Annotated in this window: 17 protein-coding genes and 1 tRNA gene; 4 read left to right on the top strand and 14 right to left on the bottom strand. The window is 69.9% G+C overall.

The window, feature by feature from the left end; translation table 11 throughout:
- The first annotated feature begins 36 nt into the window (after positions 1-36).
- Positions 37-999 carry a Bug family tripartite tricarboxylate transporter substrate binding protein gene (locus tag JMJ55_RS21980; protein ID WP_202827747.1) on the top strand — a complete coding sequence of 321 codons (963 nt, stop codon included), beginning with the start codon at positions 37-39 and terminating at the stop codon, positions 997-999.
- On the opposite strand, the gene JMJ55_RS21975 is transcribed toward JMJ55_RS21980, so the two are convergent.
- The 6 genes from JMJ55_RS21975 to gyrA all read right to left on the bottom strand — a co-directional run bounded on the left by JMJ55_RS21975 (position 996) and on the right by gyrA (position 6,857).
- Complete coding sequence (locus JMJ55_RS21975; protein WP_202827746.1) at positions 996-2,150, bottom strand: benzoate/H(+) symporter BenE family transporter; 1,155 nt, start codon at positions 2,148-2,150, stop codon at positions 996-998. The genes JMJ55_RS21980 and JMJ55_RS21975 overlap by 4 nt on opposite strands.
- Positions 2,151-2,175: 25 nt before the next feature.
- A tRNA-Lys gene (locus tag JMJ55_RS21970) sits at positions 2,176-2,251 on the bottom strand.
- A 61-nt stretch (positions 2,252-2,312) separates the two neighbouring features.
- Positions 2,313-2,906: a peptidylprolyl isomerase gene (locus JMJ55_RS21965; RefSeq protein WP_202827745.1), complete on the bottom strand. Its 594-nt coding sequence runs from the start codon at positions 2,904-2,906 to the stop codon at positions 2,313-2,315.
- Between the two features lie 22 nt (positions 2,907-2,928).
- The gene (locus JMJ55_RS21960) at positions 2,929-3,480 is read right to left on the bottom strand and encodes a peptidylprolyl isomerase (protein WP_202827744.1); all 552 of its coding nucleotides are present in this window, start codon (positions 3,478-3,480) and stop codon (positions 2,929-2,931) included.
- A 16-nt stretch (positions 3,481-3,496) separates the two neighbouring features.
- Positions 3,497-4,039, bottom strand: coding sequence for a pantetheine-phosphate adenylyltransferase (gene coaD / locus JMJ55_RS21955; protein WP_202827743.1), 543 nt, complete (start codon positions 4,037-4,039; stop codon positions 3,497-3,499).
- Complete coding sequence (gyrA, locus tag JMJ55_RS21950) at positions 4,032-6,857, bottom strand: DNA gyrase subunit A (protein ID WP_328702741.1); 2,826 nt, start codon at positions 6,855-6,857, stop codon at positions 4,032-4,034. Before gyrA ends, coaD begins: the two co-directional genes overlap by 8 nt.
- Before the next feature lie 194 nt (positions 6,858-7,051).
- Here gyrA and JMJ55_RS21945 point away from each other — a divergent pair, with 194 nt between their 5' ends.
- On the top strand, positions 7,052-9,250 hold the full coding sequence (locus JMJ55_RS21945; protein WP_202827742.1) for a N,N-dimethylformamidase beta subunit family domain-containing protein: 2,199 nt from the start codon (positions 7,052-7,054) through the stop codon (positions 9,248-9,250).
- A gap of 6 nt (positions 9,251-9,256) precedes the next feature.
- On the opposite strand, the gene ssb is transcribed toward JMJ55_RS21945, so the two are convergent.
- Positions 9,257-9,799 (bottom strand): single-stranded DNA-binding protein, encoded by a 543-nt coding sequence (gene ssb, locus JMJ55_RS21940; protein WP_202827741.1) that lies wholly within the window; start codon positions 9,797-9,799, stop codon positions 9,257-9,259.
- A 135-nt stretch (positions 9,800-9,934) separates the two neighbouring features.
- Here ssb and uvrA point away from each other — a divergent pair, with 135 nt between their 5' ends.
- The gene (gene uvrA, locus JMJ55_RS21935) at positions 9,935-12,817 is read left to right on the top strand and encodes an excinuclease ABC subunit UvrA (protein ID WP_202827740.1); all 2,883 of its coding nucleotides are present in this window, start codon (positions 9,935-9,937) and stop codon (positions 12,815-12,817) included.
- A 4-nt stretch (positions 12,818-12,821) separates the two neighbouring features.
- Here the strand turns inward: uvrA and JMJ55_RS21930 are convergent, their stop codons facing one another.
- From JMJ55_RS21930 to JMJ55_RS21910, 5 genes are read right to left on the bottom strand one after another with little or no spacing between them, the layout of a single operon-like run.
- Complete coding sequence (locus tag JMJ55_RS21930; RefSeq protein WP_202827739.1) at positions 12,822-13,775, bottom strand: dihydrodipicolinate synthase family protein; 954 nt, start codon at positions 13,773-13,775, stop codon at positions 12,822-12,824.
- Positions 13,776-13,787: 12 nt separating this feature from the next.
- Entirely contained in the window at positions 13,788-14,393 is a 606-nt protein-coding gene (locus JMJ55_RS21925) for a thiamine pyrophosphate-dependent enzyme (protein WP_202827738.1), read from the bottom strand.
- Positions 14,390-14,920, bottom strand: coding sequence for a thiamine pyrophosphate-binding protein (locus tag JMJ55_RS21920; RefSeq protein WP_202827737.1), 531 nt, complete (start codon positions 14,918-14,920; stop codon positions 14,390-14,392). The genes JMJ55_RS21925 and JMJ55_RS21920 overlap by 4 nt, the downstream gene beginning before the upstream one ends.
- A 3-nt stretch (positions 14,921-14,923) precedes the next feature.
- Positions 14,924-15,319 carry a VOC family protein gene (locus tag JMJ55_RS21915; RefSeq protein WP_202827736.1) on the bottom strand — a complete coding sequence of 132 codons (396 nt, stop codon included), beginning with the start codon at positions 15,317-15,319 and terminating at the stop codon, positions 14,924-14,926.
- Positions 15,320-15,335: 16 nt separating this feature from the next.
- The gene (locus tag JMJ55_RS21910) at positions 15,336-16,538 is read right to left on the bottom strand and encodes an acyl-CoA dehydrogenase family protein (protein ID WP_202827735.1); all 1,203 of its coding nucleotides are present in this window, start codon (positions 16,536-16,538) and stop codon (positions 15,336-15,338) included.
- A gap of 86 nt (positions 16,539-16,624) precedes the next feature.
- Here JMJ55_RS21910 and JMJ55_RS21905 point away from each other — a divergent pair, with 86 nt between their 5' ends.
- Positions 16,625-17,281: a TetR/AcrR family transcriptional regulator gene (locus JMJ55_RS21905; protein WP_202827734.1), complete on the top strand. Its 657-nt coding sequence runs from the start codon at positions 16,625-16,627 to the stop codon at positions 17,279-17,281.
- Here JMJ55_RS21905 and mfd read toward each other — a convergent pair.
- Positions 17,278-20,778 carry a transcription-repair coupling factor gene (mfd, locus tag JMJ55_RS21900; protein WP_202827733.1) on the bottom strand — a complete coding sequence of 1,167 codons (3,501 nt, stop codon included), beginning with the start codon at positions 20,776-20,778 and terminating at the stop codon, positions 17,278-17,280. The two genes, JMJ55_RS21905 and mfd, sit on opposite strands and share 4 nt — an antisense overlap.
- Complete coding sequence (locus JMJ55_RS21895) at positions 20,775-21,095, bottom strand: FAD assembly factor SdhE (RefSeq protein WP_202827732.1); 321 nt, start codon at positions 21,093-21,095, stop codon at positions 20,775-20,777. Before JMJ55_RS21895 ends, mfd begins: the two co-directional genes overlap by 4 nt.
- Positions 21,096-21,137 lie beyond the last annotated feature (42 nt).

Genomic DNA, 21,137 nt, shown 5'->3' with positions numbered 1-21,137 from the left:
GCATCATCCGGGGCAAGGACGCCCCGGAGGAAACCCATGCAACGGCGCCACCTGCTCGCGGCCGCCTGTGCCCTGCCCATCGCGGCCCGGGCCCAGGGCGGCTGGCCATCCCGCCCCATCCGCCTCGTCATCCCCTACCCGCCCGGCGGGCCCAACGACATCATCGCCCGGCTCTATGCCCAGCCGATGTCGGCGATGCTCGGCCAGCCGGTGGTGATCGAGAATCGGGCCGGCGCGGGCGGGATCATCGGCGTGGATGCGGTGGCCAAGGCGCCGGCCGATGGCCATGCGCTGGTGGTGACCAGCAGCGGGCCACTGGTGATCCTGCCACATGTCAGCAGCAACGTGCCCTACCGGGTGCCGGCCGACTTCACCCCGATCAGCATCCTCACCCTGGTGCCGGAGGCGCTGGTGGCCACGCCCTCGCTCGGGGTCAAGGACCTGCCGGGGCTGCTGGCGCGTGGCCGGGACCGTGGCCTGCGGCTGAATATCGGCACCGCGGGGGCCGCCGGCATCTCGCACCTAGCGGCGGAGATGCTGCGGCTGCAGACCGGGCTCGACATCACCGTCGTGCCTTATCGCGGCGGTGCGCCGGCGGTGACGGATCTGCTGGGTGGGCAGATCCAGCTGCTCTTCGCCGATCTGCCCGTGGTGCTGCCCCATATCCGCAGCGGCGCGATGCGGGCCCTGGCGCTGGCGAGTGTCCGGCGCAGCACCCTGCTGCCCAACCTGGCGACCACCGCCGAGGCGGGGCTGCCGGATGTGGTCGCGGATAACTGGTACAGCCTGCTCGGCCCGGCTGGCCTGCCGGCGCCGGTGGCGTCGCGGCTCTCCACCGTGCTGAAGGCGGCGAGCGAGACCCCGACGGTGCGCGACGGCCTGGCCGAACAGGGCGCCGCCGCGCATTGGACCAGCCCGGAGGACTTCACCGCCACCATCGCCGCCGAATCGGCGAAGTGGCAGCGCGTGGCGCAGGCGGCGAATATCCGGGTCGACTAACCCCGCCGGCGATGCAGCGCCAGCATCGCCCCGCCCGCCAGCAGCCCCCAGAAGGCGCCGCTGATGCCGAACAGGGACAGGCCCGAGGCGGTGACGAGGAAGGTGATGACCGCCGCCTCGCGCTGCTCCGGCACCGCGACCGCCCCGGCGATGGCGCTGCCGAAGGCGCCGAGCAGGGCCAGCCCCGCCACCGCCTGGATCAGCACCGGCGGCGCTGCCCCGACGAAGGCGACGGCCGCCCCGGCCAGCAGCCCGAAGCCGACATAGACCGCACCCGCAACCACCGCCGCCCACCAGCGCCGGGCCGGGTCCGGCTCCGCCTCCGGGTTGGCGCAGAGCGCGGCGGTGATGGCGGCGAGATTGACCGCATGCCCGCCGAGCGGCGCCCCGGCCAGGGTAAACAGCCCGGTCACAGCAAAGAGGGGCCCCGGCTGCGGCCGGTAGCCATTGGCGTTCAGCACCGCCATGCCAGGGATGTTCTGCGAGGCCATGGTGACGATGAAGAGCGGCAGGGCAATGCCGATCGCAGATGCCAGGGTGAAGCGCGGCGCCACCCAATCCGGCACCGGCCCCGCCGCGGCCCAGAGGCCCGGCGGGAGGGCAATGGTCGCCGCGATCAGCCCGCCCGCCACCAGCACCGCCGCCGGCACCGCCAGCAGCCGGTTCACCCGCCCCACCACCGCCCAGGCGAGGATGATGGCCAGCCCCATGGCCGGAGCCTCCGCCACCGCCCGCACCGGGGCGAGACAGAGGCCAAGCAGCACGCCCGCCAGCATGGCATTGGCGAGCGGCGGCGGAATGGCCGCCACCAGCCGCCCGAGCGGCCGCCACAGCCCCGCCAGAACCAGCAGCGCCCCGGTGACGAGGAAGGCGCCAACCGCCACCGGAAACCCGCCCTCCGGCATGGCGGAGGCTGCCAGCAGCGCCGCGCCCGGCGTCGACCAGGCGACGCTGATCGGCATGCGGCGCCAGAGGCTAAGGGTGATGCCCGCAAGCCCCATGGCGATGGAGAGGGCCATCAGGCCCGAGGCCGCCTGCGCCGGACTGGCACCCATGGCGCGCAGGCCCTGCAGAACGACGGCAAAGGAGGAGGCAAAGCCGACGAAGCCGGCAAGCAGGCCAGCGGCGAGCGCCGGCAGGGAGGGCATCATCGGTGGTCCGGAGGCTGGGTGGCGCTGGTGAGCCGGGTGGGATTCGAACCCACGGCCACGAGATTAAAAGTCCCGTGCTCTACCAGCTGAGCTACCGGCTCACAGGCGCCGCAAGAAAGGGCGGGCGCCCCCAAAACCCCGGGGACGCCCGTCTGTCAAGTCTCAGGCCGCGGCCTGGGCATCCGCGGCGATGGTCGCCTTGATCAGCTTGTCGGGGCCCTGGACGATTCCATTGCCGCCGGAGCCGCGCTTGATCTTGTCCACGGCCTCCATGCCGGAGACGACGCGGCCCCAGATCGTGTACTGGCCGTCGAGGCTCGGCGCCGGCCCGAACATGATGAAGAACTGGCTGTTTGCGCTGTCCGGATTGTTGGTCCGCGCCATGCCGCAGGTGCCGCGCACGAAACGGGCCTTGGCAGGGGGCGAGAATTCGGCCGGCAGGTCGGCATGGCCGGCATCGCGGGCGCCGCCCGTGCCGGTGCCGGACGGGTCGCCGCCCTGGGCCATGAAGCCCTCGATCACGCGGTGGAAGGGCGTGCCGTCATAGAAGCCGGCGCGGACCAGGGTCTTAATCCGCTCGACATGCTGCGGCGCCAGATCGGGCCGCAGCTCGATTGTCACCTTGCCGTCCTTCAGCTCCAGGATCAGCGTATTCTCCAGCGCAGCATCAGGCGCGGCAGCGGGGGTGGCGGCGGCGGGGGCGCCGATCGGCGGTTCGCCGGGGATCTCGACGGGGCTGCCGGATTCGTCGCTCATGGAATTCTCCTTCGATTCTGGTTCAGGCGGTGACGATGCGGGCGCGGATCAGCTTGTCCGGCCCGACCACGACGCCGTTGCGGGCCTGGTCGCCGCGCTTGATGCGGTCCACCGCATCCATCCCGGCGATCACCCGGCCCCAGATGGTATACTGTCCATCGAGGCTCGGCGCCGGGGCGAACATGATGAAGAACTGGCTGTTCGCGCTGTTCGGGCTCTGGCTGCGGGCCATGCCGCAGGTGCCGCGCAGGAAGCGGTATTTGTTGGTGAACTCGGCCGGGAGGTCGGGCAAGTCCCGCGCGCCGCCGGTGCCGGTGCCGGTCGGGTCGCCGCCCTGGGCCATGAAGCCCTCGATCACTCGGTGGAAGGGCGTGCCGTCATAGAAGCCGCGGCGGACCAGCAGCTTGATCCGCTCGACATGCTTCGGCGCCACATCGGGCAGGAATTGGATGGTCACCTGGCCGCCATCCTTCAGCTCCAGCAGCAGCCGCTCCTCGGCCTGGGCCAGGGCCGGGGTGGCAAGGCTGCTGGTCGTGGCCAGGGCGGCAAGCCCGGCCAGGTCGCGTCGGCGCATATCGTTCTCTCCTAGATCAGCCGGGCCGGGATTCGCGCACCCGGGCCAGGGTCCGCTCCAGCGTCAGCCGCGGCACGAAGCCGCTGATATCGCCCCCGAGCCGGGCGATCTCCTTCACCAAACGCGAGGCGATGAATTGGTTCGTCTCGGAGGCCATGAGGAAGACCGTCTCGACCTCCTCATCCAGCCGGCGGTTCATGCCGGCCATCTGGGCCTCGTAGTCGAAATCGGTGACGGAGCGCAGCCCCCGCAGGATCATCCGCGCCCCGACCTCGCGGGCGAAGGCCACCACCAGCCCCTCGAAGGGCCGCACCTCGATCACCGCACCGGTGCGGGCCGCGATCGGCTCGCATTCGGCGCGGGCCAGCTCTACCCGCTCCTCCAGCGGGAAGAGCGGGCCCTTGCCGGTATTGATCGCGACACCGATCACCAGCCGGTCCACCAGCCGCGCGCCGCGGCCGATGATATCGAGGTGCCCGTTGGTGATCGGGTCGAAAGTGCCGGAATAGAGGCCGACCAGCTCAGGCTTGCCCCCCTCAGGCTTGCCCCCCTCAGGCATCGGGGGGCGTCCCCTGCTCCACGGCCGACTCGGTCGCCGCCAGGGCGCCGGTCTGGGCGGCGCCGGAATCAGGCCCCGCCTCGCCTTGGTCGTCCACGACCGGGAAGCAACTCGTCACGCCTTCCCCCTCATTCAGCCGCAGCATCATCACGCCGAGGCTGCGGCGCCGCGTCAAGCGCACCTGGTCGGCCGGCAGGCGGATCAGCCGCCCGGTATTCGTCACCAGCATGACATCGTCGCCGGACCGAACCGGGAAGGTCGCCACCACCTCGCGCCCGGTGCGGCGGCTGAACAGCATGTTCTCCAGCCCCTGCCCGCCACGACCGGTGATGCGGTAGTCATAGGCGAGGCTGCGCTTGCCGAAGCCGCCATCGGTGACGGTGAGGATGATCTCCTCCGCCTCCTCCAGCTCCCTCGCCCGGTCGGGCGAGAGGGTGATCTCGGCAACGCCTTCCTCCTCGCCCTCCTCGGCGGCGGTCGCGGCGCTGGGCGGCGCCTCCACCTCCTCGCCGACGGCGCCGATGGCGCGGCGGCGCTGAGCCGCGTTGCGGATCGCCGCCTCGCGTTCCGCCGGCGTCGCCTCGACATGGCGCAGCACGGACAGCGCGATCACCTCGTCATCCTTGCCGAGGCGGATGCCGCGCACGCCGCTGCTGTCCCGGCTGGCGAAGACGCGAAGCACATCATCCGTCGCCTGAAAGCGGATCGCGCGCCCCTTGCGCGTGGCGAGCAGCACGTCGTCGCCTTCGCGGCAGGTCTGCACCCCGATCAGGTTGTCGCCGTCATCGAGCTTCATGGCGATGAGGCCGGCGGCCCGGACATTGCGGAAATCGGACAGCCGGTTCCGCCGCACCCCGCCCGAGGCGGTGGCGAAGACTAGGTGAAGCCCGTCCCACAGGCTTTCATCCTGCGGCAGCGGCAGCACGGCGGTGATTTGCTCGTTCTCCTGCAGCTGCAGCACCTGGCGCAGGCTGCGGCCCTTGCCGGTGGCGCCGCCTTCCGGCAGCTGCCAGATCTTCTCGCGGAAGGCGATGCCGCGGCTGGTGAAGAACATCACCCATTGATGGGTGTGCGCGATGAAGCTGCGCACCACCACATCGTCCTGCCGCGTGCCGGCGGCGCTGCGCCCGCGCCCGCCGCGATTCTGCGCGCGGAAGACATCGAGCGGCGTGCGCTTCACATAGCCGTCCCGCGTCAGGGTGACGATCATGTTGCCCGGCTCGATCAGGCTCTCGTCATCGAGGTCGGCGACATAGTCGACGATCTGCGTCATGCGCGGCGAGGCGATCTGGTCGCGCACCGCCCGCAATTCCTCGGACATCACCTCCATCCGCCGCGGATGGCTGCCGAGAATCTCCAGCAGCTCGCGGATCCGGCCGCCGACCTCTTCCAGCTCGGCCGCGATCTTCTCGCGCTCGAGGCCGGTCAGCCGGTTCAGGGTCAGGGCGAGGATGCCGCGCGCCTGCGCCTCGGTCAGGCGGACCGTGCCTTCCGGCGTCACCAGATTGCCGGCATCCTCGATCAGCGCGAGCAGCGCGCCGACATCGCCGGCCGGCCAGTCCCGCGCCATCAGGGCGAGCCGCGCCTCGGTCCCGTCGCGGCTGGCGCGGATCAGGCGGATGACCTCGTCGATATTCGCCACCGCGATGGCGAGGCCGATCAGCAGGTGCCCCCGCTCCCGCGCCTTGGCCAGGCGGAAGCGCGAGCGCCTGAGGATCACCTCCTCGCGGAAGGCGATGAAGGCCTTCAGCGCCTCGATCAGCCCCATCTGCCGCGGCCGGCCGTTGTCGAGGGCCAGGAAATTGACGGCGAAGGAGGTCTGCAGCTGCGTCATGCGGTAGAGCTGGTTCAGCACCACCTCCGCCGTCGCGTCGCGCTTCAGCTCGATGACGATGCGCATCCCGTCGCGGTCGCTCTCGTCGCGCAGGTCCGAGATGCCCTCGATCGCCTTGGAGCGGACCAGCTCCGCGATCTTCTCGATCAGGTTCGCCTTGTTGACCTGATAGGGGATCTCGGTGGCGATGATCGCCTGCCGGCCGCCGCGCATCTCCTCGATCTCGCACTTGGCGCGCAGCGGAATGGAGCCACGACCGGTCTCGAAGGCGGAGCGGATGCCGGAGCGGCCGAGGATCAGCGCCCCCGTCGGGAAGTCCGGCCCGGGCATGATCTCCATCAGGCGGGAAAGCTCTGTCGCCGGCTCGGCGATCAGCTCCAGCGTCGCGTCGATCACCTCGCCCGGATTGTGGGTCGGGATATTGGTCGCCATGCCGACCGCGATGCCCTGGGCGCCATTGACCAGCAGGTTCGGGAAGGCGGCGGGCAGGACTCGCGGCTCGCTCTCGCTCTCGTCGTAGTTCGGCTGGTAGTCGACGGTGTCCTCGTCGATCCCCTCCAGCAGCGCCGAGGCGGATTTCGCCAGCCGCACCTCCGTGTAGCGCATGGCCGCCGGCGGATCGCCATCGACGGAGCCGAAATTGCCCTGGCCATCGACCAGCGGCACCCGCATGGAGAAGGACTGCGCCATGCGGACCATGGCGTCGTAGATCGCGGAATCGCCATGCGGGTGGTATTTGCCCATGACGTCGCCGACGACGCGGGACGACTTGCGGTGCGCCTTGTCAGCCGTGTAGCCGCTTTCCTGCATCGCATAGAGGATGCGGCGATGCACCGGCTTCAGCCCGTCCCGGGCATCGGGCAGCGCCCGGGCCACGATCACGCTCATGGCGTAATCGAGGTAGGAGCGGCGCATCTCCTCCTCGAGCGCCACCGGGGCGGTGTCGCCCGGCCCTCCGTCGGCGCCGTTCTCGGTCTCGCTCACGCGTCTCGGTTTCCTTGGGGCTCGGCCGGCCCTGCCGGAATGGCAATGGCCGGGCGCCCGGCGGGCCTCGGCCCGCGGGTTCCATCCACCTTTATATAGGCATTCCGGGCCCCATCGCCAAATGGCCGGGTGCGATTGACACCCCCCCTGGGCGGGCGAAACACTCGCGGCTGCGCTGCGACGGAGGCTGCCCCTTGCTCCCCATCACCGGCTATGCCGATCGCTGGAGCGTCCGGCCGGGCGAGACCATCCGTTTCATGGTCAGCGTCCAGGGCGGGGCCGAGTACACCGCCCGGATCGCCCGAATCCATTGCGGCGACCCGAATCCGGCCGGCCCCGGCTACCGGGAGGTGCGGATGCCCTCCGCCATCGAGGGCACCCATCCCGGCCTCGACCAGCCGATCCGCCGGGGCAGCCATGTGGCGCTGCCGGCGGTGGATCTCGGCCCGGGCGGCCGGGCGATCGGCCTGGCGGCGACGGTCTGGCCGACCCTGCCGGACCAGCCGGGCGTGGTGCTGGCCTGGGAGGGGAACGGGGTCCGCCTCGCGCTCGGGCTGGGGCCGGAAGGTGCCTTCTGCGAGGTGAACGGTGCGGTGGTTGCGACCGGCCAGCCGCTGACCGGCCGGGCCTGGCATGATATCGTGGCGGTGGTGGACCCGGCCGGCGGAACCCTCAGCCTGCGCCAGCAGCCTCGCAAGCCGCGGCTGGACCGCGAGGAGGCCGCTTCGGCCAGCGCCCCCCTCCTTGGCCTGCCCACCGGCCTCGGCCGCGGCTGGATCGCCACGGATGCGCCGGGCGGGCGGCATTTCAACGGCAAGATCGAGCGGCCCCGCCTCGCCGCCGGCCTCGATGCCGAAGCGCTGCTCGGCGCCCAGGAGGCAGGCGCCGCGCTGCCGGAAGGGGCGGTGCTGGCGGAATGGGATTTCGCCATCGGCATCACCGGCGACCAGGTGGCGGATATCGGGCCCGGCGGCTGGCACGGGCGCTGCGTGAACCTGCCAACCCGCGCCATGACCGGCAGCCGCTGGACCGCCGCCCATCAGCGCTGGACCGAGGCGCCGGAGCACTGGGCCGCCATCCATTTCCACGAGGACGATATGGGCGATGCCGGCTGGCAGCCCTCGCTCAGCCTGGAGATTCCCGCGGACTGGCCGAGTGGCGTCTATGCCCTGCATCTGGAGGGGGCCGGCTGGCGGGACAACATCCCCTTCTATATCCGCGCCGCCAAGCCGGGCGTCCGCGCCAGGGTGGCTTTCCTCGCGCCCACCTTCACCTACACGATCTATGGCAATTTCGCCCGGCCCGGCCGCCAGGCGCAGCTCCATGACCGCGCGGTCGCCTGGGGCGCGCTGCAGCAGTCACCGGACGGGCACCTAAATTACGGCCATTCGACCTACAACTGGCACAGCGATGGCAGCGGCATTGCCTATGCCTCCATGTGGCGCCCGATGATCGACAAGCGGGTGAACCATATCCAGATGATCGATCCCTCGCCGGAGGGGTCGGGCACGTACTGGATCACCGCCGACAGCTACGTCACCGACATGCTGGACCAGCAGGGGATCGAGTATGAGGTCGTCACCGACCACGACCTGCATGCCGAGGGGGCCGCGGCGCTCGCCCCCTACAGCGTCGTGCTGACCGGCCAGCATCCGGAATACCATTCCGACCGCACGCTGGACGGCATCGCCGGCTACATCGCCGGCGGGGGCCGCTTCGTCTATCTCGGCGGCAACGGCTTCTATTGGAAGGTGGTGCCGCATGGGGAGGGCCCCTGGGCGCTGGAGGTCCGTCGGGCCGAGGGCGGCATCCGCCTCTGGGCCGCCGAGCCGGGTGAATCCTACCATGCCTTCGATGGCAGCTATGGCGGGCTCTGGCGCCGCCTCGGGCGCCCGCCGCAGAGCATCGTCGGCATCGGCTTCAGCACCCAGGGCAACTATAACGGCCACCCCTATCGCTTCGCCCCCGGGATCCTCGACCCGCGGGTCGCCTTCCTGCGCGAGGGGATCGAGGCGGTGCCGGGCGGGGTCTTCGGCGAACGCGGCTTCATGGGCGGCGGTGCGGCGGGGCATGAGCTGGATCGGGCCGATACCCGCCTCGGCACGCCGCATCATGCGCTGATCGTGGCCACCGCCATCGTGACCGAGCCCAGCTATGCCCCGGTGAATGAGGAGCGCTACGACCACACCCTCTGGCCGCGCCAGCATGACGAGGTGATGCGGTCCGACATCACCTTCTTCGAGGCGCCGAAGGGCGGCGCGGTGCTGTCCTTCGGCTCGATGAATTATATCGGCGCGCTGCCGGTGGATGGCTACACCAACCCGGCCGCCCGGCTGGTGTTGAACGCCATCCGCCGCTTCATGGACCCGGCGCCCTTCCCGGGCTTCGGGTAACCGGGCTCAGAACGGGATGTCATCGTCGAGGTCGCTCGCCCCGCCCTTCGGCTTGTCCCAGCCGCCACCACCACCGCCCCCGCCGCGTGAGGAGGCGCCGCGGTCGCCACCCGAGCGCTCATAGCCGCCCGAGGACCGGCCGCCGCCGCCATAGCCACCACCACCACCGCCCTCGCCCATCTCGCCACCGGCACCGCCGCGGCCATCCAGCAGGGTCAACTCGCCGCGGAAGCGGCTGAGCACCACTTCAGTGACCTCGCGCTCATTGCCGTCCTTGTCCGTGTACTTCCGGCTCTCCAGCTGGCCTTCCAGATAGACCTTGCTGCCCTTCTTCAGATACTTCTCGGCGATCTCGCCTAGCTTCTGGTTGAAGATGGCGATCCGGTGCCACTGGGTCTTCTCCTTCCGCTCGCCAGAAGCGCGGTCCGCCCAGGACTCGCTGGTGGCGATGGAAAAGCTCACCACGCGGTCGCCGGACTGCATGTTGCGGACCTCGGGGTCACGCCCCAAATTGCCCACCAGGATCACCTTGTTGACGCTGCCGGCCATGCCGTCCGAACCCTTGGAATCTGAGAGGGGAAGACCATGCCCGCCGAAGGCCCTTCCCGCCAGTCCCATATAATGTCATCACTGCCAGAACACAAGGCGAACGCGGGCCGCGCGCCCCGTGGAGCACGACCCCGTATGGCCACCCCTTCCCCCATCTCCGGCGCCGGCTTCCTCCGCATCCGCGGCGCCCGGACGCATAACCTGAAGAATCTCGACCTCGATATCCCGCGCGGCACGCTGACGGTTATTACGGGGCTGTCCGGTTCCGGCAAATCCTCGCTCGCCTTCGATACGATCTATGCCGAGGGCCAGCGCCGCTATGTCGAATCCCTCTCGGCCTATGCCCGGCAATTCCTTCAGCTCATGCAGAAGCCGGATGTCGACAGCATCGAGGGGCTGAGCCCGGCCATCTCCATCGAGCAGAAGACGACCAGCCACAACCCGCGCTCGACCGTCGGCACCGTCACCGAGATTCATGACTACATGCGCCTGCTCTGGGCCCGGGTCGGCGTGCCCTACTCGCCGGCGACCGGCCTGCCGATCGAGGCGCAGACCGTCTCGCAGATGGTCGACCGCGTCATGGCTATGCCGGAGGGCACCCGCCTGCTGCTGCTCGCCCCCGCCGTGCGTGGCAAGAAGGGCGAGTACAAGAAGGAACTGGCCGAGTTCCAGCGCCGCGGCTTCGAGCGTGTGAAGGTCAACGGCACCCTCTACCAGATCGCCGAGGTACCGGCGCTCAGCAAGAAGCTGAAGCACGACATCGAGGTGGTGGTGGACCGCATCGTGGTCCGCGAGGGCATTGCCCCGCGCCTGGCCGACAGCTTCGAGACCGCCCTCGCCCTCGCCGACGGCATCGCCTATGCCGAGAACGCGGACACCGCCGAGCGCACTGTCTTCAGCGCCAAATTCGCCTGCCCCGAAAGCGGTTTCACCATCGAGGAGATCGAACCCCGGCTCTTCTCCTTCAACAGCCCGCAGGGCGCCTGCCCGACCTGCGACGGGCTCGGCACCCAGACCTTCTTCGACCCGATGCTGGTCGTGCCCGACGATTTGCGGACGCTGGCCGAGGGCGCCGTCGCCCCCTGGTCGGGCGCGCAGTCGCCCTATTACGACCAGACGCTGGAAAGCCTCGCCCGCCACTTCAAGGTCTCGACCGCGACTCCCTGGGGCGACCTGCCGGCCAAGGTGCGCAACGCCATCCTGCATGGCAGCGGCGAGGAGGTCGTCACGCTCCGCTACAAGGACGGCCTGCGCAGCTATGACGTGAAGAAGCCCTTCGAGGGCGTGCTGCCCAATCTCGAGCGCCGCTACCGCGAGACGGACAACCCTTGGGTCCGCGAGGATCTCTCGCGCTACCAGGCTGCCAAGCCCTGCCCTGCCTGCGACGGCCACCGCCTCAAGCCTGAGGCGCTCTCCGTGAAGATCGCCGGCCGCCATATCGGCGAGGCGGCGCGGCTCTCGATCCGCGATTGCGAGCGCTGGTTCGGCACGGTCTTCGACACGCTGACGCCGCAGCGCCAGGAGATCGCCCGCCGCATCCTGAAGGAGATCGCGGAGCGGCTGAAATTCCTCGTCGATGTCGGCCTCGACTACCTCTCCCTCGGGCGCTCCTCGGCGACGCTCTCGGGCGGGGAGAGCCAGCGCATCCGCCTCGCCTCCCAGATCGGCAGCGGCCTCACCGGCGTGCTCTATGTGCTGGACGAGCCGAGCATCGGCCTCCATCAGCGCGACAACGAGCGCCTGCTGACCACGCTCCGCCGTCTCCGCGACATCGGCAACACCGTCCTCGTCGTCGAGCATGACGAGGACGCCATCCGCGCCGCCGACCACCTGGTGGATATCGGCCCCGCTGCCGGCGCCGGCGGCGGCCGCGTCATCGCGCAGGGAACGCCCGCCGAGGTCGCCGCCAACCCCGCCAGCCTCACTGGCGACTACCTCGCCGGACGGCGCCGGATCGAGGTGCCGACGGCGCGCCGCAAGACCGACCGCAAGCGCGTGGTGAAGGTCATCGGCGCCAGCGGCAATAACCTGAAGAATGTCACGGCGGAATTCCCGCTCGGCACCTTCACCTGCATCACCGGGGTCTCCGGCGGCGGCAAGTCGACGCTGGTGATCGAGACGCTCTACAAGGCCGCCGCCCGCCGCCTGATGGGCGCCGGCACAGTCCCCGGTCCGCATGAGAAGATCGAAGGTCTCGACCAGCTCGACAAGATCATCGACATCGACCAGTCACCGATCGGCCGCACGCCGCGCTCCAATCCGGCGACCTATACCGGCCTCTTCGCCCCGATCCGCGACTGGTTCAGCGAGCTGCCGGAGAGCCGCGCCCGCGGCTACAAGCCCGGCCGCTTCAGCTTCAACGTCAAGGGCGGCCGCTGCGAGGCCTGCCAGGGCGACGGCCTCGTCAAGATCGAGATGCACTTCCTGCCGGATGTCTACGTCACCTGCGACGCCTGCAAGGGCAAACGCTACAATCGCGAGACGCTGGAGGTAAAGTTCCGCGGCAAGTCCATCGCCGACGTGCTGGAGATGACGGTGGATGAGGGCTGCGAGTTCTTCTCCGCCGTCCCCGCCATCCATGAGAAGCTGAAGGTGCTGCGCGAGGTCGGCCTCGGCTATATCCATCTCGGTCAGCAGGCGACGACGCTCTCGGGCGGCGAGGCGCAGCGCATCAAGCTCTCGAAGGAGCTGTCGCGCCGCGCCACCGGCCGCACCCTCTACATCCTCGACGAGCCCACCACCGGCCTGCATTTCGAAGATGTGCGGAAGCTGCTGGAACTGCTGCACCAGCTGGTCGATGCCGGCAATACGGTGGTGGTGATCGAGCACAACCTCGAGGTCATCAAGACGGCTGATTGGCTGCTCGATCTCGGCCCCGAGGGTGGCGATGGCGGCGGCCGCATCGTCGCCGCCGGCACGCCGGAGGATGTGGCGGCGACCGAGGAGAGCCATACCGGCCGCTTCCTCACGCCGCTGCTGGCCCAGGCGGCGCCGGTGAAGCGGCGGAAGCGGGCCTAGGCTGCTACTCGGCGGCGAGGCGCTGCGCCGGCAGCAGCCCCGCCGCCGTCAGCGCCGCGCCGATCCGGGCGATCTCCTCCGCCTCCAGCTTCTTCAGCGGCGGCCGCACCACCGCGCGCGGCAGCCGGCCGAGCAGCACCAGCGCCTCCTTCATGCGGTTGTGCATGTCGAAGAAGGGCTCGGCGTAGAAGACATCGGCGGTGGGGCGGATGCGGTCGTTCAGCGCCCGCGCCGCCGCCATGTCGCCGCGCTGCACCGCCTCGAACAAGGCCACCTGCAGATCGGCGATGACGCTGCCGGAACCGGAAAGCAGCCCTTGGCAGCCGGTGACGAGCGAGGCAAAGAGCCAGGCGCTATGCGTGCTCAGCACATTCACCGGCCGGCGCAGCGCCGAGAGCGCGAGCACATGCCGCTCCGCCACCACCGGGTCGCCGCTCCAGTCCTTGATGGCGCGGATGCTCGGCACCTCCTCGGCTAGGCGCAGCAGCGTCGGCAGCGGATAGGTGAGGCCGGAGGCGAGCGGATACTGGAACAGGATCAGCGGCAGGTCGGTCGCCGCCGCGATGGCGCGGACATGGTCGGCCAGGCAATCCGGCCGTGCCGCATTGCCGCGCGCCAGCACCGTCGGTGGGAAGACCAGCAGGCCAGCGGCACCGCCCGCCGCCGCGGCACGCGCCAGCCGCACCGCCTGCAGGGTGCCGTCGGCGTAGATGCCGGCGACGACCGGCAGCCGGTCCCCCAGCTCCTCCATGGTCAGGGCCAGCACCTCCCGCTGCTCCTCCGGATCGCAGGAGGCGACCTCCGAGGCATGGGCATTGGTGGTGATGGCGCTGATCCCCCGCACCGCGGCGAGGTCCCGCAGATGGCCCCGATAGGCCGGGCCATCGATCGAGAGGTCATCCCGGAAAGGCAGCAACGCCGCCGGGATGACGCCGGCGCAGTCGAAAGCCATGGCCATGATGTGCCTCCCCTATCCCGGCAGCTTGCTCCGCTTGGCGCCCATCCCGCGCATGAAGCGGTCGCGGATCTGTGGCGGGTCGCGTTCGGTCTGGCTCACGGGTGGCTGGTCGTCCAGCTTCACCGCGATGACATGCGGGCCATCTGTCTCCAGGCAATGGCCGACCTGCCGCTCGAAATCCGTCTCATCCGCCGCCCAGGCCGCGTGCGAGAGGCCACAGCCCTGCGCGATGGCGACGAAATCCGCCCGTGCCGCCGGCGTCTGTTGGCCGCCGGTGATCTGGTAGACTCCGTTATCCATCACCAGGATCGCTAGGTTCTTCGGCCCCAGCGTCGCCACCGTGGCGAGGCAGCCGAGCTGCATCAGCAGCGAACCGTCCCCCTCCACCGCGAAGACCTTCCGGTTCGGCTGCGCCAGCGCCACGCCGAGCGCAATCGGCACCGCGAGGCCCATGCTGCCCAGCATGTAGAAATTCTGCGGCCGGTGCCCGGCGGACCAGAGGTCGAAATTGGTATTGCCGATGCCGCCGATTACGGCTTCCTCATGCTCCAGCCGTGCCACCAGCCGCTGCATCAGGTCGAAGCGGTACATCCGCTTCGCGTTGTGGGCCGCGATCATGCCACCACCTGCCGAGTCACCGCTTTGCCGCCGGTCAGCAGAGGCGAGAGGATTATCGCCGCGGGCATCTGGGTCAGATGCGCTTGGCGGATGGTGCGGTCGAAGATGAACTCGCACTCATCGAGCCGGGTGACGACATGGTGCTCCATCGCCAGCGCCTCCAGCGTCGGGCGCATGGTGCGCCAGACCGCCGCCTGGCCCAGGTTGAACTCGCCCATCGTGCCGCGTTCGCTGATCATCATCAGTACCGGAATCTGGAAGGCGCAGGGCAGGCTGGCCAGCACATTGGCCAGCGTGGCGAAGCCGCTGGTCTGCATCAGCACCAGGCCTTTGGTGCCTGCCATCCAGGCGCCGGCGACGATGCCGACCGCCTCCTCCTCCCGCGCCACGGTGAAGGCGTGGAAGAAGGGATCCTCATGCAGCGCCGCGATCAGCGGCTTCAGGACATTGTCGGGCACATAGGGGATGAGGTGGACCTCATTCGCCTTCAGCACATCGACCGCGATGCGCCACCAGGGCCGGTCCATGGCCTAGACCGTCTCGTTCGGCGGGTAGTTCAGCTCCACCGCGACGCCATCGGGGTCGAAGAGGAAGAGCTGGGTCTGCCGGTCCCGCGGGATTACCCGCTCCTCATGCTCGATCCCGCGCGTCTTCAGCCGCGCCTTCATCTCGGCAAGGCCGGTGCAGGAGAAGGCGATATGGTCGAGCAGCCCGGTCGGGCCGGCATTGCGAGGGATATGCGCATCCCGCTCACGCGGGCCGATCAGATGCACCGTCGGCTCCCCGCCGCAGTAGAGCCAGTAGCCGTCGAAGCCGAGCGGCGGCCGGTAGCCGATCTCGAGGCCCAGCACATCGACATAGAAATCCTTGGTCCGCTCCAGATCCGCCGGGCGGATCGTGTAGTGGTTCAGGCCGTTCAGCGGCATCGGTGTTTCCCCCGTTTCAGATAAAGCGCGATTGCGGCGCGAGGCCAAGGAAATGCTGGCCGCAGAGCTCCAGATGCACGCTCCGCCCCTGCAGCTGCTGGCCGGAGGCATGGATGTCGCGCATCCGGCGCTCGAAGGGCTCGCTCTCGAAGATCGCGGTCGCCCCAGCCTCGTGATAGGCCCATTCGGCGACTTCCTTGGCGCGATGGATGGCGGATGTGGTGGCGAGGCGGATCAGCACTCGCTCATCCATGGTGATGGCGCCGCGGGCGGAAACAGCCTCCCAGCTTTCCTCCAGCGTCTCGATCAGGAAGGCGCGGGCAGAACGGAGCTTGGCCTCGGCCTGGGCGAGGCCGTTCTGCACCACCTCACTCTCGCGCATCGGCTTGGTGGTGGCGGCCGGGGTCTTGCCCTGGGCCATGCGGCGGAACTCATCCAGCATGCCGCGGGCGATGCCGAGCGAGACGCCGGCGAAGCCCGAGGCATAGAGATGGGTGGCCGTGAATTGGTAGAGGGTGCCGGGCAGCCGCCGCTCCTCATCCATGTCGCGGCAGACCGAATATTCCTCCGGCACGAAGATGTCGGAGAGGCTGTAGCTGTCGCTGCCGGTGCCGCGCAGCCCGACCACCTGCCAGGTATCGCGCAGCGCCACATGCTCGCGCCGCAGCATCATCGTACGTTCGAGCGGCATGCCGTCGGGCGCCATGCGGAAGCTGCCATCCCGTTCCCGCACCCGGCAATGCGCGCCGATCCAGGTGGCGTGCCGGCTGCCGGAAGCGAATCGCCAGCTTCCATTGACACGGTAGCCGCCATCGACCACCTCGGCCACGCCATTGCCCATGCCCCAGGCGACCGCGGCGCGCGGATCGCGGCCCCAGATCTCCCAAGCCACCTCCGGCGCCATATAGGCCGCGGCCATGGAACAGCCCGAGGCCTGGCCGAGGCACCAGGCGGTGCTGGCATCGGCGGAGGCGATCGCTTCCTGCATGCGGAAGAAGGCCACCGGCGTCACCTCCTCCCCGTTGCAGGCGCGCGGCAGCAGGGTGCGGAACAGGGCGGCGCCATGCAGCGCGTCCAGCACCTCGGGCGTCAGGGCGCCCCCCGCCTCGATCCGTGGTGCGGCCTCGGCGATGAGGGGCAGCAGCGCCTTGGCGCGGGCCACCGGGTCGCTCCGGGGCCGCAGGACGGGCAGGCCATCCACCTCCAATGCCGCGCTCATGCCGCTCCCCTCCCTTGCCAAGAAGTCGGTCGAACGACCATATGTCGGCGTCCGGCGCGGCCGGTGTCAAGGATGTTGGAGCCGGCATGGCGGTAGCGGAAAAGACCAAGGCGGCGGAGGCGGGGCCGAGCGTCCGCGACCGGATCCTGGACATGGCCCAGGCGCTGTTTGCCGAACATGGCTATGCCGCCGCCTCGACCCGGGCGATCGCCCAGGCGGCCGGGGTGAACCTGGCGCAGCTGCATTACCATTTCGGCGCCAAGAAGGACCTGTTCCGGGCGGCCTATTTCCGCGGCGCCGCCCAGGTGACCGAGGCGCGCAGCCGCGCCCTGGCCGAGGCCCGCGCCCGCTATGGCGAGGCGCCGATCCCGCTGGAGGCGCTGGTCCGCAGCTTCGTCACCCCCTTCATGCTGAACGGCCAGACCCCTGAGGGCCGCGCCACCATGCGCATGCATGCCCGGCTGCATACCGAGCCGGACGACATCGCGAAGGAGGTGCTGAGCACGGTCTATGACGAGACCACCCTCACCTATGTCGCCGAGTTCCAGCGCGCGCTGCCGCAGGTGCCGCATGAGACGCTGTGCTGGCGGCTCTATTTCATGATGGGCGCCTACCGCTACACCTTGCTGCGCACCGGGCGGCTGGAGGCCATGTCCGGTGGCGCCTGCGACAGCGGCGATTTCGACCGGGCGGTGGCGGAGATCCTGCCCTTCCTCTACGCAGGGCTGGCCGCCCCCGCCTAGGCCGCTTTCGCCTGGGTCGCCACCTTCACCAGCGCGCCGAGCAGCTCCTTCGCCACGCGGATGCGCTGCGGCAGCTCCATCTCCCGCAGCAGGGCCAGCTTGTGGTCCGGCCGCAGCTTCACCAGCCCCTTCTGCGCCGTCACCCAGGCGATCAGCCCACCCGGGTTGCGGAACTGGTTGCGGTGGAAGCTGAGCACCACGCCCTTCGGCCCGGCATCCAGCTTCTCGACGCCGGCGGCGCGGCAGAGCGACTTGATGGCGACCACCTGCAGCAGGTTCTCCACCTCAGCCGGCAGCGGCCCGAAGCGGTCGGCCAGCTCGGCCGCCATCGCCTCCACCTCCGCCTCGCCCGCGAGCGAGCCGATCCGGCGATAGAGGCCGAGCCGCACCGGCAGGTCCCGCACATACTCCTCCGGAATCAGCACCGGCAGGCCGAGATTGATGTTCGGCGTGAACTCCCGGGCGTAGTCGCCCTCGGACTTCTTCTTCCGTCCCTGCCCGGCCTTCAGGTCGGCGACGGCATCCTCCAGCATCTGCTGGTAGAGCTCGATGCCGACCTCGCGGATATGGCCGCTCTGCTCGTCGCCCAGCAGGTTGCCGGCGCCGCGCAGGTCGAGATCGTGCGAGGCCAGGGTGAAGCCGGCGCCGAGATTGTCGAGCGTCTGCATCACCTCCAGCCGCTTCTGCGCCGCGGCCGAGAGCCGGTGCGAGGGCGGCCAGGTGAGATAGGCATAGCCCCGCTGCTTGCCGCGCCCGACCCGCCCGCGCAGCTGGTAGAGCTGGCCGAGGCCGAACATATCGGCGCGGTGGATGATGAGGGTGTTCACCGCCGGCATGTCGAGCCCGCTCTCGACAATATTGGTCGAGAGCAGGATGTCGTGCTTGCCATCGCCGAACTCCGTCATGACCTTCTCGAGATGGGTCGGCGCCATCTGCCCATGCGCCTCGACGATGCGTGCCTCGGGCACGATCTCCCGCATGCGATCCGAGACCTTGGCCATGTCCTCGAGGCGGGGGACAACGCAGAAGATCTGCCCGCCGCGGAAGCGCTCGCGCTGGATCGCCTCCCGCAGGACGACGCCATCCCAGGGCATGATGAAGGTGCGCACCGCCAGCCGATCGACCGGCGGCGTGGCGATCAGGCTCATCTCCCGCACGCCGGTCAGCGCCAGCTGCAAGGTTCGCGGGATGGGCGTCGCCGAGAGCGTCAGCACATGCACATCGGTCTTGAGGTTCTTCAGCCGCTCCTTATGGGCGACGCCGAAATGCTGCTCCTCGTCGACGATGACGAGGCCAAGGTCGGCAAACTCCACCCCCTTGGCCAGCAGCGCATGGGTGCCGATGACGATGTTGATGGTGCCGTCCTTCAGCCCCTCCTTCACCCTGGCGGCTTCCTTTGCCGTCACCATGCGGGAGAGCTGGGCGACATTCACCGGCAGCCCGGCGAAGCGCGCGGAGAAGCTGCGATAATGCTGCCGCGCCAACAGCGTCGTCGGCACCACCACGGCCACCTGCACGCCGGACATGGCGACGACGAAGGCCGCGCGCAGCGCCACCTCGGTCTTGCCGAAGCCGACATCGCCGCAGATCAGCCGGTCCATCGGCCGGCCGGAGGCCAGGTCCTCCAGCACATCGGCGATGGCGCGCTGCTGGTCCTCGGTCTCGGCGAAGGGGAAGCGGGCGCAGAATTCATCCCAGGCGCCCTCGGGCGGCGTCGCCAGCACGCCCTCGCGCAGCTGCCGCTCGGCCGCGATGCGGATGAGCTGCCCGGCCATGTCCTGGATGCGCTGCTTGGCCTTCGCCTTGCGCGACTGCCAGGAGGAGCCGCCGAGCTTGTCGAGGGCGACGCCCGCCGTCTCCGTGCCGAAGCGCGACAGCACCTCGATATTCTCGACCGGGACGAAAAGCTTGTCGCCGCCGTCATAGACCAGCCGCAGGCAGTCATGCGGCGCGCCGTTCACCTCGATGGTGGACAGGCCATCATACCGTCCGATGCCGTGGTCCTGATGGACGACGAGGTCGCCCTGCTCGATCCCCGTCGCATCGGCGATGAACTGGTCGGCCCGCTTCCGCCGCCGCGGCGGCCGGGCGATGCGCTCGCCAAGCAGGTCCTGCTCGCCGACGACGGAGAGCCCGAAGCCGAACCCCGTCGCCCCGGCGGGCGCGAGGAAGCCCCGCTCCAGCCCGAGGACGGCAAGCCCAACCAAGCCCTTCGGCAGCTTGCCGAGCTCCGCCAGGCTCTCGACCGGCTCGGCGGCGACGCGGTTCTCCCGCAGCAGGTTGCCCAAGCGCTCCCGCGAGCCGCGGGTCCAGGCGGCGACCACCGGCCGCCTGCCCTGCCCGACCATCGCCTCCGCATGCTCGGCATAGCTCGCAAAGACGTTCTGGCCCGCCGCCCGCGCCTCGGTGAAGAGCCGTCCCGGACGGCCGCCGGCCTCGATTCCCTCCGCGCCTTCCACCTGGGCGAAGGGGGAGAAGCGGAAGAGCGGTCCCTCCGCCAGCATTCCGTCCCAGCCGCGGCGGTTCAGGTAGAGCGTGGCGGGCGGTGCCGGCCGGTAGGGGACCTCGCCCTCGTTCGTCCGCACCGGGGCGCGCCGCGCCTCGTAATGGTCGGCGATCATCTCCAGCCGCGCCGACAGCACATCCTCGGCCTGGTGGTCGAGGCTGACCGAGGCACCGGGCAGGTAATCGAGCAGCGTCTCCATCCGCTCATGGAAGAGCCCGGCCCAATGCTCCATGCCCGGATGCTTCCGGCCGGCGCTGACCGAGACATAGAGCGGGTCCTCGGCCGCGGCATTGCCGAAGAGGTCGCGCCAGGCGGCGCGGAAGCGGCTGATCGACTCGGCGTCGAGGAAGACCTCGCCGACCGGTCGCAGCCAGAGCTCCTTCAGCGCCTCGCCGCTGCGCTGCGTGCCGGTATCGAAGCGGCGCAGGCTCTCGATCTCGTCGCCGAAGAGGTCGAGGCGGATCGGATCCGCCTCGCCTGCGGGGAAGAGGTCGATGATGCCGCCCCGCACCGCATATTCGCCCGGCTCCATGACGGTGCCGGTGCGGCCATAGCCATTGGCCTCGAGGAAGGCAGTCAGCGCCTCCGGCTTCACCCGGCCGCCCCGCTTCAGCAGCAGGGTGGCGCCGCCGAAGGCCGCCCGCGGCGGCACCTTCTGCACCAGGGCATTGACGGTGGTGACAAGGATGCGCGGCCGCTCGCCCTGTTCCAGCAGCCGGGTCAGGGTGGAGACCCGCTCGGCGACGATCTCGGGGTTGGGCGAGACCCGGTCATAGGGAAGGCAGTCCCAGGCCGGGAAGCGCAGCACCTCCACATCCGGGGCGAAGAAGGCCAGCGCCTCGATCAGCCGGGCGGTGCGGGCATCGTCCCGGCAGACATGCAGGATCGGCGCATCCGACTCCGCCCGGCGCCGGGCCAGCAGCAGCGCATCGAACCCCTCCGGCGCGCCATGGACGGTCAGGCCGCGGGTTGCCGTCGCCGCCTCGCTCATGGCCGGCGCAGGCCCTCGGGCAGGCCGGCACCTGGGGCGGCGCATTCGACGGCCATGCGGTCGAGCATCGGCGTCCGGCATTCCGGTGGGATGGGCCGGCGGCCGGTCAGCCAGTCGGACAGGTCCACATCGGGGTATTCCAGCACCGCCTCCAGCTCGTCCAGCTCCGCTTCGGAGAAGCCGGCGACTAGGCGTTCGACGAAGGCGCCGATCATCAGATCGGCCTCCTTGGTGCCGCGATGGCGGGCGCGGAAAAGCAGGCGCCGACGGCGCGGGTCGAGTTCAGTCGGTGCGGAGGCGGAGGGATCGCTGGGCATGTCGCTGTCTGGCCTGGGGGCTGGCATATAAGGGGCCATGGG

The sequence above is a fragment of the Belnapia mucosa genome (assembly GCF_016775475.1).
In the GTDB taxonomy this organism is placed as follows: Bacteria; Pseudomonadota; Alphaproteobacteria; order Acetobacterales; family Acetobacteraceae; genus Belnapia; species Belnapia mucosa.
Note: the sequence above shows the minus strand (reverse complement) of the source record. Positions and strands in the feature narration are given on the sequence as shown.